Here is a 13,120-nt window from a genome sequence, read left to right on the forward strand (position 1 = left end):
GGACTGCCGACCGCGGTTTCGCCTCTGTTTTGGAAGGACCACAGCCCACCATGAGTTTCTTTGAGGACATCGCTGCAGCACTGGACGCCGACGGCATCGAGTCCCGGGTGAACGACGACACGATGTTCGTCCCCATCACCTCGGACCTGGAAATCCAGTTCGTGGAAATTGACCCGCACATGCCGGCCGCCAACGTCTACATCGCCGCCGCCGATGTAGACGAGGACGATGAGGACTTCGAGGCCGTATTGGTCTCCGTTGTTTTCTCCGTCGAGGACGCGGTGGCCACCGTGGACAAGCACGTTGCCACCGACCAGATGATCACCGTGTTGCGTGACCTGCTGGAAGGCACCGACGAGCGCATCGCTGAGCTGGAGTTTTATCAGGACTCCCTCATCGCGAACCTCGTCCGCGCGGAGGCCGGTGAGAACTCTGAGCTGGAGGTCCAGGTGGAGGTCGTCGACGGCGTGCCCACCGCCTCCGTCATCTTCATCGCCAAGGGTGAGTCCTTCGAGGACCTCATCGATCAGGCCATCGGGGAGCTGTGGGAGTCCGACGGCGATGACCAGTTGTCCGACGAGGACCGCATGCGGTTGTTCGCCGACCTCAACGCCGACGTGGAGTTGGCCACCGACGAGATCTTGGAGTTGGGCGCTTTCACCGACTTCGACCGACTCTTCGACGTCCTTTCCCTCGCCGCCGACCAGGCGAATGACTGGGAGGCTCAGCTCGTGTCCTTCGACGACGATGAGTTTGATGAGCCGGACGTCTATGACATCTTCGGCGCGGACGACGAAGACGACGTGGATTTTGATGATTCAGATGAGGATTCTGAAGATGATTCGGAAGACGACGAAAGGTAGGTAGCTGGGCATGGCCCGCTCCTCACTCCGCGAGCGGCTTGGTAGTTGGCGGAATCGACCGCAACCCACGGTGAAGGAGTCACTCGCTGACGCCGACACCAAGGTGGCGGCTATGAATAAGCTTGGCGACGTCGCGGTCGTCCTCGAAACCACGGACGGCACCGTCCGCCATTCTTATTGCTTCGACGCGATGGACACTGATGCCCGCTTCGCGGCGGAATCAGTGAGCAAGCTATTTACCCACGCGATCATTTTCCGCCTCATCGACGAGGGACGACTCACATATCACTCCTCGGTGGCCTCCCGCATGCCCTCGGGCTCCCTGGATGGACTCCACGTGGTGGGCGGGTCGGACTACGGGGCCGACATCACCGTCCGTCACTTGCTGGACCAGACGTCTGGCCTGCCGAGCTGGGAAGACAGCCGCGACCCCGGGGGCCGCACCGTTGTCGAGCAGATCGTCGATTGGGATCGCGTGGTCCACGTCGACGAGCAGATGGAAATCTCCGCCACGATTGGCGCCAAATTCCCACCCGGTGGTTCAGGGCGACGAGCCCACTACTCAGACCTCAATGCTGAGCTGTTGTCACAGGTTGCCCAGCACACCACGGGCCGTAGCTTCCAGGAGATGGCCTACGAGTACATCCTTGTGCCATTGGGAATGGAGTTGACCACGTTCGTGGTTCCAGCGACCCGCGACTACGCCCCATTTCGGACCCACAAGGACCCGGTGTGGGCATCGCGTTACCTGTCCAGTTCCCCAGGATCAGCCGGCGTGATCTCCACGGCGGATGATCTGTTGACGTTTATCCGCGCCTTCCACACGGGCAAGCTCTTCAACCCGCGTCATCTGGCTGAACCGGAGTTGCGGCGAATCCAATACTGGCCGCTGCGCTATGGGGCGGGCATGATGGCCGCGCCCCACAACAGCCGATTCCCGTTCGGACCGAAAAAGCAACTGATGTTCGGGCATACCGGTGTGACAGGTGCGTTTGCCTTTTATAGCCCTGAAGATGATGCCTTCATTGCTGGTTCCATCAACTCGATCCTTACGTCACCATTTGACGTGATCGATCGCTACCTCCGCGCGTTGTAGATTCCGCTGCTAAGCAGCCTGTTCAAACCCACCAAAGAGTGAGGCGGGGGAGCGGACAGGCAGGTAATCACTATCGGCCAGCCACACAAACGTGGGAGCGTGGTCGGTGACCGTGACCTCGTGGACGGCGTCAGCTGCGGCGTCATGAATCAGGGCTCTCACCCACCCCTCTGCGAGCGCAACATCAACGCTGCCGCCCCGCGGATCCGTGAACCGGAGAGTAAGGAGGTATGCCGGGACCCGATCCTCGCCGAAGCCGAAAACACGTGCCTTGGCCTGCGGACCAACTCGATGGCGAGTAATGGTCACGTTGAGTGCCTCTCCTTCTGGTGGTGCCGGCAGCCGCTTGAGTGGTGGGCGCCACGAGGCAGTCGGCCGGGCAAGAGAGCGTGGGTGATGAATGATGGAGGACAAATCGTTGAGGGTCGAAGCCTGACGGTGGCGGAGGAGGTGGGCGTAGTAGTGAGCAGTGTTGGTTGTCATGTGGTGAACTCTAGATCCCGCCATAGACACGAGTGTTCGATTCATGCGAACAGTAGTGCGAATCACAGTGGTCAGTGTAATCTGAACAAGACATGACCGAGCACACTGACGCCACACCGAAGCTGCCCAGCGAAATCTGGATCCTCGTATCCGCTGCCTTCATCATCGCGCTGGGCTACGGATTTATCGCGCCGATCATGCCGCAGTTCGTGGTCAGTTTCGATGTATCCATGGCTGCCGCAGGCGCCGTCATCTCCGTCTTCGCCGGATCCCGACTCATCTTCGCTCCGGCATCAGGAAAGCTCATCGACCGCATCGGCTCTCGCCGGGTCTATCTCACGGGCCTGATGACCGTGGCAGTGACGACCGCCTTGGTCGGTGGGGCACAGGAATACTGGCACATCTTGCTCCTGCGAGGCATCGCAGGCATTGGCTCCACGATGTTCACCGTTTCGGCCATGGGCCTCATTGTGAAGATGGCCCCGCCCGACTGTCGCGGCAGAGCCTCAGCGCTCTACGGCACCGCCTTCCTCGTGGGCAACATCATCGGCCCCATTATTGGTGCCGCCCTTTCCGTCCTCGGAATGCGGGTTCCCTTCGTCATCTACGGATTCACCGTGGCGGTGGCTGCCTTCGTGGTGTGGTGGAAAATGCCAAAGCCACAGGAAGACTCCCAATCTGACAAGGCCAAAGCCAATCCTTTGCTGTTCCGCGAGGCCATCCGCGACAGCGCCTATCGATCAGCGCTCATTTCCGCCTTCGCCCACGGATGGATCAACTTCGGCGTGCGCGTGGCAACCTTGCCCCTCTTCGTCGCCGCTGCCTTCAACAACGGCGCGGCCATCGCCGGGCTGGCCATGGCCGCCTTTGCAGCTGGCAACGCAGTAGTCCTCCAGGTTTCGGGCCGACTGGCCGACACCATCGGCCGCAAGCCACTCATCATCGTCGGGCTGGTGATCAATGCGATTTTCACGGCCACCCTCGGGTTCACCCACGACCTGTGGCCCTTACTCATCGTCTCGGCGCTGGCGGGCGCGGGAGCAGGCATGCTCAATCCATCCCAACAAGCTGTCGTGGCCGATGTCATCGGCAGTGAACGATCCGGCGGAAGCGTGCTGGCCAACTACCAAATGGCCATGGACTTCGGCGCCATCACCGGCCCCATCCTCATCGGCTACGTCGCCCAGGTCTATGGCTTCGAGGTGGGTTTCCTCATCTGTGGTGTCATCGGCTTGCTGGCGGCCGTGGCGTGGGCTTTCGGCCGAGAAACACTCGACGATGGCCGCGCCCCAAAGCTAGAGCGAATCTAAGAGCTTTCCAATACCATTAATCCATGACCCGCATCCACGGCCTGGATCTAGCCCGCGCACTCGCCATCACCGGCATGATCGCCGCCCACTTAGGACCCGAAACGTGGATCACCACCGGCTATCCCTCGGCTTTGTTCGCCGTGCTAGCGGGCGTATCGATGGGCATCATTACCGAACGCTCGGAATCACTGAGCCGGGCGCGATTCAACATCCTCATCCGCGCCGTCATCCTGCTCGGACTGGGGGTCATTCTCTCTGGGATCCAGAGCTACATCATGATCGTGTTGACCGCGATCGGTGCAGCCTACCTCCTACTACTCCCGGTGATCGGGTGGCGCCTTCGGTGGCTCTTCACCTTGTTGGCAGTACTGCTCATCGCTGGACCATTACTAGCCGCCTCGCAGTACTACTTCTACATTGGATTCGCGGGCTTGCAGCTCAGCGATCTACTTTTTGGCTCCTACCCGCTACTAGCCTGGGTCGCCTACCTCCTCATCGGATTGCTCATCCACCGTCTGGCGCTGGAACGAGCAGATCGACAGTGGATGTTGCTCGGAATCGGCGGAATACTCCTCTTCGTGGCCTTGATGATGTCAGTCGCAGCGAGCATCGGCGGAGGACTTTTCAGGGAGCTCTTGGGTGGAACACCCCACTCCGGAGACTTCCTCGATGTCGTGAGCTCAAGCGCGGTGTCGATGATTGTCATCGCCGTCTGCCTCCTCGCATGCCGAGTACCCGCCATCGTGTGGGTGACCTACCCGCTTCGAGCGCTCGGTGCGATGTCCTACACGGTCTACATCGTCCATGTGCTGATCACCACCATTGCCAACGGCACCTTCGTCTCCGCTCACTTCATTCCCGCCGAACCGCCGTATTACTTCCCGGACATGGATCCCAGCCTCAAGATGGGAGACGAATTCGCCTTGGAAGGTGCCTATGCCCTCGACTTTGAGTGGGGCATGTATCCGCCGGGGGAAGGAACCTATCCCATGCCAATCGAATCCGATCCCGCCTGGATGGGGATGTTCCTAGCCCAAATTCTCGGCTTCCTACTTTTCGCATCACTATGGCGATGGTTCTTCCGCCGTGGCCCCGTCGAATGGGCCGTCCACCGGGTGGTGGAGAAGACGATGGGTCCAGAGAGCGAAAAGGAACCTGTCCCCAGTACTCCAGACGACTCTGCCCCCAGAACCGAGAAATCCCTCCCCGAGGAGGATTAGGGGACAAAACGAGGTGGTTACCGTAGGCTTCCAGGCTCAATGGCGTAAAGGATCCAGACAGGCCCTCTGAAAGAGCCAGAAGGCCACCATGGAGTCGGGGTTCTAGAGAGTGAAGCTCGTGCATTAGCACCAAATCGATCATTATCCGGCCTCATGTGGCTAAGTTCATTCCCTGTGGCTCGTCCTAGATTCTGCACCGTGGTGCCGGCGGTGCCGGCTATCTTCGTCACCATGTATGAGGAACTCCTAGAGGCCCTGGCGACGGGCATGATTGTGAGGGTGCGACGACAGGAACCCGCCAAGATCGAGGTAGGCCAAGCCTGGTCCATGGATCCGGATAGTGTGCGGCTCAGGACTCTCGATGATCGTCGCTACCGTGACATTCCCCTCGACGACATCGTTGATGTCGAGATCATTGGGGTCTTTCTCAAAGACTTTGGTAGCTGATCATGTAGTTGGCCTCGATGACTACTTCCGAATGGGGAGCAGGGGGGTATCGGCGGTTCAATGGACACATGCGCGTGCATATCATCGCTACCGTCAGGACAGCTTTTGGCTACTTCTGTTGCGTCCCGAGGAACGCCGCCATCACACGTGTCGCGCAACGGAGAAGGACGAACCCTGGGCAGGACCCCGATTGTGAAAACGTAGGTGGGAAGTGCATCGCTCAGGTCTTGGTCTTCACCATCGACCACCTTTCCCGAAACGTCACGGTAGGAGGCGGCATTCGCATCCTGGCGACCCATTAACGCCTATTCGATGTGACTGCGAGGAAGCCCGCTGTTCTCGACGAGGTATTCATAGAGACCTCGTTCTACTTCTGACTCCAGATGAAGGCCCATGGTGACGACATCGTGGATCTTGTCATCCGTTCCAACCATCGTGGTTTGGCGGGGGTCAGTGCTGTCGGCCTCCCCGAGATAGAAGAAGTCTAATCCATCGGAGTCGCTCTTTTTAACAAACAGGTGCAGGGGCACCTCGTTGGTGATGATGGGTGTGAGTTCGGAGCTGTCGAGGGTCCGGTCATTTTTGGAGAACCACTTCATGAGCCGGGGGCTGGCGAACTCGTCTTCGTATCGTGTACTCGCGGAGACGTCGGGGTCCTTGTGATAGGTAACGAAGATGGGGCAGGTGGATGTCACCGTGTCCACCTTGTAGCCAAAGAGGGTGGACTCTTGGTTCTTTTCCCACAGGAGGAGTCTGCAGGCATCCTTTCGGCTGTATCGGTTGCCAATTACTAAGTCTCCATTCCAGGAGTGCCGTGCTTCGTTGAGATATAGCGCGGTGCTGAGAATGTCGTCCACGTGCGAGCGGAAAGATTGGGCAGTGTGGGCGCGGTCGCCGCCTTCACGATAGGCGAAATAGAGACTCTTGAACGTCGGATCGAGAGCGTAGGAATCCCCGTCGATGGAGAGGAAGGAGATGGCACCGTATTGGTTTCGGCGGCGGGCACCGAAAAAGTCAAGGGTGAGGACGCGCTCCGTGGAGTCCAGGACGTCGTCAGAATGGGAGGTGCCTAGCTGTTTGAGATGCTGCTGAAATGCAGTTCTGGAGAGGGGGCCGGACTCGAGGAGCTCCTTGATCAGGAGTAGTTCGTGAGGTCGAAACCCGTTGAGAAGTTCTGTGCTGAGAAACTTGAGGTAGTGCTCTTCCTGCGGAGTGGGACCGATGTCGGTGAGCTTGAAAGAATGAAGCAGGCTCCAATAATTGCTGTACTTGCTGGCGAGCAGATAGGGATCGATGGTGTCAAAGCGGGCAAAATCGATGAGAAGGGGTATTTGACCCAGCCGGTACTGAAGATTGAGGATCGCCTCCTTAAACTCGCGCTTACCTGCGAGCCTTGCTTTGGCCAGTGCATCGAGAATTCTGCTCTGCGCGATGCGATCGAAGTTCACGCTGGAAGTGCCTAAGGTCAGCCCCTCTGCACGAGTGCGAACGATCTTTTCTCGCACGCTTTCCTTGTTGGCTGAATTGTCGCCGGTCAGGGCGATGGGGATGAGGTAGTTGTTGGCGTAGTTGCCAATGAAGTCGATGACTCGAAGATGGTCTTTCCCAGCCGCTTTGCGTAAGCCTCTACCGAGTTGTTGGGTGAAAATGATGCTTGATTGCGTGCCTCGGAGCATGACGATCTGGTTTACGGAGGGGATGTCAATTCCCTCGTTGAAGATGTCCACGGTGAGCACATAGTCGAGTTCGCCGGACTCAAGTTTGGCTATGGCATCTTCGCGGGCAGCCTCGGAGTCTGCTCCAGTGAGAGCCACGGTTCGGAGGAGCTGGCCATTGACATAGCGTTGGTTGAGTGACGTGGAGAGCCGGATCGCTTCCTGTGTTCTACTGCAGAAAATGAGTCCTCTGACCCCGCGGGGATAGCCGTAGACGCGGAGCATCTCGAGGAGGTAGTCGATTCGGTCGTCGGAAAGAAGTTCTTCCAACGACGACACGTCGTGGGGCACTCGGCCGCGACTATCGGTGAAGTCAGAAATGCCGTAATAGTGGAACGGCACCAGCATCTTGGATCGGAGTGCATCCTGCAAGCGGATCTCAAAGGGCACGTTGTAGTCGAATAACTCGAAGATGTTAAATCCATCAGTGCGTTCGGGAGTGGCCGTTAATCCCAACAGAAACTGTGGTTGGAAGTGGTCCAACAAGCGACGGTAGCTTTCGGCGCCGGCACGGTGGACCTCATCGATGATGATGTAGTCGAAGGCTCGGGGATCAATAGTTGGCAATGTGTCGGGGCGAGACAGCGACTGGTAGGTGGCGAAGACGTATTTGGCGTCGAGTTGTTTTCGGCCACCGACGTAGAAACCGAAGTCGGAGGTTGGGGCGCCGAGGACGCGTCGGAACTCTTCTGATGCCTTGGTGAGGATTTGCTCGCGGTGGACGACGAACAGCAAGCGTTGGGGTTGTGCCTTCCTGGCCGCCAGAGCGGCCAGGATCGTCTTACCCGTGCCCGTCGCAGAGATGATGACAGCTCGCTTTTCGCCCGCGTCGACGACGTTGCCGAGAGCTTCCAGGGCCGCGGATTGCATCATATTGGGGACGATGACGTGCTGGTCATCGGTGACGTCGACCAGGTGATCAGACTGGGCCATGATCGTTCTCGGGCGCCGGCTCTGTTCGTAGGTTGTGATCCACTCCAATGACAGCGGCTGGGCTCGGTCCCTTTGCTTGTGCACGGCTCGGTCGAGTTGATCGACGATGTGGCCGCCGGGTAGCGCCGAGAAACGCAAGTTCCATTCTTGATTCACCACGAGGGCACTATCCGTGAGGTTGGAGCTGCCGACGATGGCAGTGACGCCGAAGCCGTGGTGAAAGATGTAGCCCTTGGCGTGGAAGCCGTCCTCGATATCTGGGTGTACGTGAACTGTCACCCGGTCAAGATTGAGAAGCTCTCGGAATACATCGGGCTCATTGAAGTCAAGGTAGCGGGAGGTAATGATCTCGCCGGTGCCAGGGAATTCATGGAGTGCTTGCTTGAGGATTGCCAGGCCTGAGCTGGTGATGAAAGCGACCGAGAAGATGAAATGAGACGAGTTTGATAGCTCTTCCCGGATGGCGCGCAGCATCGTGTTGTCATCAGTGTTTGAGATGAGCACGGGGTTGTGCAGTTGATCCGCTGGCAGAGATCCGTCGAGGAACCCGAATTCGACGTCGCGCGCGATGGAACGGGGTGGGGGTATCACGAGGCGAATTTTTCCATGATGATTTCCACGGCGGGCACGTCAGCGGGCGCCCAGTCGACTGAGAGGAGGTCGGCGGGCCGGAGCCAGCGCAAGTCGACGTGCTCGGTCAAGGTTGGTTCGTCGTGGTTTAGAGCGCAGAAGAAGGTGGTCAGCACGACGGTGCCAAAGTCGTAGTCATGGGCCGTGGTGGTGATGAGGTCGCCGATTGTTGCCTCGCAGAGGAGTTCCTCCCGGAGTTCGCGGAGGAGGGCGTCTGCTGGGCTTTCGCCGTTTTCGATTTTTCCGCCGGGGAACTCCCATGTCCCGGGGAGGGCTTTGCCGGGTCCGCGTTGGACGGCGAGGATGAGGCCGTCTCGCACGATGACTGCGCCCACTACCTCTATCCGCTGAGACATAGGGACAATCATAGGTGCCTGGGCACCGCTTGGCGGGAGGGGACTGCGACGCTAGCCACGGCGGCGTCGATAAGCAGTCGATAAGCATTCGCTAACGGTGACTTTGCTGTGGGCGGAAATGTCCAGCACAATCCATCTGTATCGATAATGTAGGTGTGGCATAAGTTGGGCATACGTTTGACTAAGCCCCCTGACCTGCGTTTACTTCATGGAATGAAGTTCTTTAGTCGGCCGCTGGCCGCCTCCGTAGCTGTGGTTGTCACGTCGGCAGCCCTATTCCTCGCGGGTTGTTCCGCCACCGGTGGGGCTCCGCGCTCCACGGGGCAGGCTGGGGGAGGGGGCACCGTGGACACCGAGCGGATCGTCGTGTCGATGGTGAGCCATGGCGCCCCGGGGGATACCTTCTGGGATTTGGTGCGCAAGGGCGCGGAGGACGCGGCGCGGAAGAACAATGTGGAGTTGAGGTATTCGGCCGATCCGGAGGTGCCTAACCAGGCGAATCTTATTCAGTCGGCCATCGATGCGCGGGTGGATGGGCTCGCCGTGACCATGCCCAATGCTGATGCGTTGGGTCCGGCTGCGCAGCGAGCCGTCGACGCCGGTATTCCGGTCGTGGGGCTCAATGCTGGCATGGATCGCTATCAAGATTTTGGTCTGTCGGGCTTTTTCGGGCAGGAAGAGAGCGTGGCTGGCACGCGGGCGGGCGAGCGCCTGGCGCAGGAACAGGCCAAGCATGTCCTGTGTGTCATCCATGAGCAGGGAAATTCTTCCCAGGAGGCGCGCTGTTCGGGCGTAGCTTCAGGCCTCGGCGGCGGGGGTGAGGTGGAGACGATTTACGTCAATGGCATGGACCTGACCTCGGTGCAGTCGACTTTGCAGGCCAAGCTGGCTCAGGATCGGTCGATCGATTGGGTGATGGGCCTGGTCACCCCGGTGGCTCTGGCCGCGGTGAACTCGGCGCGCGATGCGGGGGCAGAGGTGAAGATCGCTACCTTTGATACGAACGCGCAGTTGGTGGAGGCCGTCCGTAAGGGTGACATCGCCTTCGCGATTGATCAGCAGCCTTACTTGCAGGGGTATATGGCGGTTGATTCTTTGTGGTTGGCGCATCGCAACGGCAGCACGGTCGGCGGCGGCCGCCCCGTGTACACCGGCCCGAGCTTCGTCGATTCCTCCAACATTGACACAATCGCGGACGCCGCTCAGGCAGGTTTGCGATGAATGCCACGATGAGCCGCGTGTCGGAAGGGCTAACGACCCTGCTCAAGCGTCCCGAGCTGACCAGTCTCGTCGGCGCCATCATTATCTTCGTGATGTTTTTCAGCGTCGCCCCGGCGTTCCGCTCGGTCGATGCCTTCGCCACTGTGCTGTACGCCAGCTCGACGATCGGCATTATGGCCGTGGCGGTGGGCCTGCTCATGATCGGTAGCGAGTTCGATTTGTCGGCGGGCGTCGCGGTGACCACGGCGTCGCTGGCGGCAACGATGCTCAATTACAACCTGTGGCTCAACTCGTGGGTGGGGGCGCTTATCTCCCTCGGTATTGCTCTGAGCATTGGCTTTATCAATGGTTATCTGGTCACGCGGACGAAGATTGCCTCCTTCCTCATCACGCTGGCGGCGTTCCTCATGCTGCAGGGTTTGAACTTGGCCATCACGAAGTTCGTCACCGGCCAGGTGGCCACGCCGATCATTTCGGATATGGAAGGGTTCGCGTCCGCGCGGGCGGTCTTCGCCTCGACTCTCACCATCGGCGGCGTCAACATCCGCATCACGGTCCTGTGGTGGCTGCTGTTCGTGGCGCTGGGCAGCTTCTTGCTGTTCAAGACCCGCTTCGGCAACTGGATCTTCGCTGTCGGTGGCGATGAGGATGCCGCCCGGGCAGTCGGTGTGCCGGTGCGTCGGGTGAAAATCACCTTGTTCATGTTCGTCGGCGCCGCCGCCTGGTTTGTCGGCATGCATAACCTGTTCATGTTCGATTCGATCCAGGCTGGCCAGGGCGTGGGCAACGAGTTCCTCTACATCATCGCCGCCGTCATTGGCGGCTGTGCGATGACGGGTGGACGAGGCACGGTCATTGGCACGGCGATCGGTGCGCTCATCTTCGGCATGACCAACCAGGGCATCGTTTACGCCGGGTGGAACCCCGACTGGTTCATGTTCTTCCTCGGCGCCATGCTGCTGTTCGCGGTGCTGACCAACAACACCTTCGAGAAGTTCACCAGGAAACGATCATGACCGAACTCATTCGCCTCGACGAGGTGTCCAAGACCTATGGCGCTTTCACCGCCCTGGATTCCGTTTCGCTGACGGCCAATTCCGGCGAGGTCACCTGCGTGCTCGGCGACAACGGTGCGGGCAAGTCGACCCTCATCAAGATCTTGGCGGGTCTGCACCAGGCCACGTCCGGCACGATGTACGTCTCCGGGGAGGAAGTGAGCTTTTCGACGCCCCGCGATGCCCTCAATGCGGGCATCGCCACCGTCTATCAGGACTTGGCCGTCGTCGGCCAAATGAGCGTGTGGCGCAACTTCTTCCTCGGCCAGGAAATTGTCGGCGCCTTTGGCCGCCTGCGTGAAGATGAGATGAAAAAGATTGCCGACGAGCAGTTGCGCGAGATGGGCGTCGACCTCCGCAATGTCGACGTCCCCGTCGCCTCCCTCTCCGGTGGTCAACGTCAGGTCGTCGCCATCGCCCGGGCGATCTATTTCGGCGCGAAGGTGCTCATCCTCGACGAGCCCACCGCCGCTCTCGGCGTCAAGCAGTCCGGCATGGTCCTGCGCTTCGTCGCCGCAGCCCGCGACCGGGGTATCGGGGTCATCCTCATCACCCACAACCCCCACCACGCATTCCTGGTCGGCGATCGCTTCATCATGCTCAACCTCGGCCGCCAGGTCCTCGACGCCACCCGCGACGAAGTGACCTTGGAGGAACTCACCATCCTCATGGCCGGCGGCGGCGAGCTCGACTCACTTAGCCACGAGCTGCGGAGCTAATTTCATCGACGAGGCGGGCGGCGACCTGGAAAGCGATTATCGACTACCTGGTCGCTAAAATAATGATCAAAATGACAAACATTAACATTCCGGCAAACATCCAGATCCCCATATTGGTCTGCGAGCGGAGATCCTTGTCTTTCTTAAGCTCGTCTTCTAGGGTCTGTGAAAAACCTCGCTTCAATGCCCAATCCCGGAAAGATTCTTTACACCCTCCCGCGACCGCGTTTTTGTAAAGAGGTAGATATCCAGCGAGCGCTTCCTGTCGGCGGCGGTATATTTTAATTCCTCGAATATCGCCTGGCATGTGGCCCAAGAGGTAACTGATGTCGTTCTGGATATCAAGACTGTTGGAGAATGGTGTCACTGGCTCTGGGAGCTTTGGTACAGGTCTCTGAGGGACAGGCCGGCAGAGGAATTTGAAGTAGCTCAGATTCTGTGGAAGATCATCGAGATCTACTCCCAGTATGGGATGGCTACGGCTGCTATCGAAGTTGAAGATGTGGAAGGTCTTGAAATTGGTACTGATTCCATACATGGGCGCAGTCGGGTCTAGATCGGAGAACCCTGCCCTGTAGTCGATGAGTTGAATATCGGCTCGTTTGATATTTACGGGAGGGCTCTTAGTTTCACCGATGAACAGGCTCCCCATTCGAACGTCTATCCTTCCCGGCGTCTGGGCTACTGGGCGAAAAGCTTGGTGTTCGAAAATGTCCATTTTCAACGCGTCAAAGCCGAAGCAGCCGAGGAAATCGAGCCAAAATCTTTGCCCGCTGCTCCTTTCTGCTGAGTTGATGGATCCTTCGTTCTTCCATCTTTTAATTTCTTGCAGCCAATGTTCGCTGAAAAGTACCAATCGTCGTTCGATTTCGTCCGTTGGGACAGTTTTCCAATACGGGTATTGAGACAATTTTATTCGCTTCCGGTGCTTGACTGAATCTACCGATATTCTATGTCAGGCAGCGGTTTTACATTGCATTGAGCGTGATGGATCTCTCGCTTGCGGGTACTGACTACTCGATATAAGGGGTCTGCTGCACGATCAGGTGACAACCGAGCAGCCTAATCAGAT

12 protein-coding genes are annotated in these 13,120 nt (G+C 58.8%); 8 read left to right on the forward strand and 4 right to left on the reverse strand.

The features are described 5' to 3' along the window. Positions 1–50: 50 nt before the first annotated feature. Both CTEST_RS04935 and CTEST_RS04940 read left to right on the forward strand, forming a co-directional pair. A complete protein-coding gene (locus CTEST_RS04935) occupies positions 51–863 on the forward strand; it encodes a hypothetical protein (protein ID WP_047252803.1) in 813 nt (270 codons plus the stop codon). A 10-nt stretch (positions 864–873) separates the two neighbouring features. Beyond that, on the forward strand, positions 874–1,959 hold the full coding sequence (locus tag CTEST_RS04940; RefSeq protein ID WP_047252804.1) for a serine hydrolase domain-containing protein: 1,086 nt from the start codon (positions 874–876) through the stop codon (positions 1,957–1,959). Positions 1,960–1,968: 9 nt separating this feature from the next. Here the strand turns inward: CTEST_RS04940 and CTEST_RS13310 are convergent, their stop codons facing one another. Next, complete coding sequence (locus tag CTEST_RS13310; RefSeq protein ID WP_144413223.1) at positions 1,969–2,442, reverse strand: hypothetical protein; 474 nt, start codon at positions 2,440–2,442, stop codon at positions 1,969–1,971. 92 nt (positions 2,443–2,534) lie between these two features. On the opposite strand from CTEST_RS13310, the gene CTEST_RS04950 reads away from it, so the two are divergent. The 3 genes from CTEST_RS04950 to CTEST_RS04960 all read left to right on the forward strand — a co-directional run bounded on the left by CTEST_RS04950 (position 2,535) and on the right by CTEST_RS04960 (position 5,419). Further along, positions 2,535–3,752, forward strand: coding sequence for an MFS transporter (locus CTEST_RS04950; protein ID WP_047252805.1), 1,218 nt, complete (start codon positions 2,535–2,537; stop codon positions 3,750–3,752). Between the two features lie 23 nt (positions 3,753–3,775). Then, positions 3,776–4,972, forward strand: coding sequence for a DUF418 domain-containing protein (locus CTEST_RS04955; RefSeq protein ID WP_047252806.1), 1,197 nt, complete (start codon positions 3,776–3,778; stop codon positions 4,970–4,972). A gap of 174 nt (positions 4,973–5,146) precedes the next feature. Beyond that, on the forward strand, positions 5,147–5,419 hold the full coding sequence (locus tag CTEST_RS04960) for a hypothetical protein (protein WP_144413224.1): 273 nt from the start codon (positions 5,147–5,149) through the stop codon (positions 5,417–5,419). Positions 5,420–5,724: 305 nt separating this feature from the next. On the opposite strand, the gene CTEST_RS04970 is transcribed toward CTEST_RS04960, so the two are convergent. Both CTEST_RS04970 and CTEST_RS04975 read right to left on the reverse strand, forming a co-directional pair. Further along, positions 5,725–8,658, reverse strand: a complete 2,934-nt coding sequence (locus tag CTEST_RS04970; RefSeq protein WP_047252809.1) for a DUF3427 domain-containing protein — start codon at positions 8,656–8,658, stop codon at positions 5,725–5,727. Beyond that, complete coding sequence (locus tag CTEST_RS04975) at positions 8,655–9,053, reverse strand: (deoxy)nucleoside triphosphate pyrophosphohydrolase (protein ID WP_047252810.1); 399 nt, start codon at positions 9,051–9,053, stop codon at positions 8,655–8,657. Before CTEST_RS04975 ends, CTEST_RS04970 begins: the two co-directional genes overlap by 4 nt. Positions 9,054–9,266: 213 nt before the next feature. Between CTEST_RS04975 and CTEST_RS04980 the strand changes: the two genes are divergently transcribed. From CTEST_RS04980 to CTEST_RS04990, 3 genes are read left to right on the forward strand one after another with little or no spacing between them, the layout of a single operon-like run. After that, positions 9,267–10,274 carry a substrate-binding domain-containing protein gene (locus CTEST_RS04980; protein ID WP_047252811.1) on the forward strand — a complete coding sequence of 336 codons (1,008 nt, stop codon included), beginning with the start codon at positions 9,267–9,269 and terminating at the stop codon, positions 10,272–10,274. Positions 10,275–10,282: 8 nt separating this feature from the next. Further along, positions 10,283–11,290 (forward strand): ABC transporter permease, encoded by a 1,008-nt coding sequence (locus CTEST_RS04985; RefSeq protein ID WP_047254232.1) that lies wholly within the window; start codon positions 10,283–10,285, stop codon positions 11,288–11,290. Continuing rightward, positions 11,287–12,048, forward strand: coding sequence for an ATP-binding cassette domain-containing protein (locus tag CTEST_RS04990; protein WP_047252812.1), 762 nt, complete (start codon positions 11,287–11,289; stop codon positions 12,046–12,048). The genes CTEST_RS04985 and CTEST_RS04990 overlap by 4 nt, the downstream gene beginning before the upstream one ends. 43 nt (positions 12,049–12,091) lie before the next feature. Here CTEST_RS04990 and CTEST_RS04995 read toward each other — a convergent pair whose 3' ends face one another. After that, complete coding sequence (locus tag CTEST_RS04995) at positions 12,092–12,904, reverse strand: type IIL restriction-modification enzyme MmeI (protein ID WP_144413226.1); 813 nt, start codon at positions 12,902–12,904, stop codon at positions 12,092–12,094. Positions 12,905–13,120: the final 216 nt, after the last annotated feature.

The organism is Corynebacterium testudinoris (assembly GCF_001021045.1).
In the GTDB taxonomy this organism is placed as follows: Bacteria; Actinomycetota; Actinomycetes; order Mycobacteriales; family Mycobacteriaceae; genus Corynebacterium; species Corynebacterium testudinoris.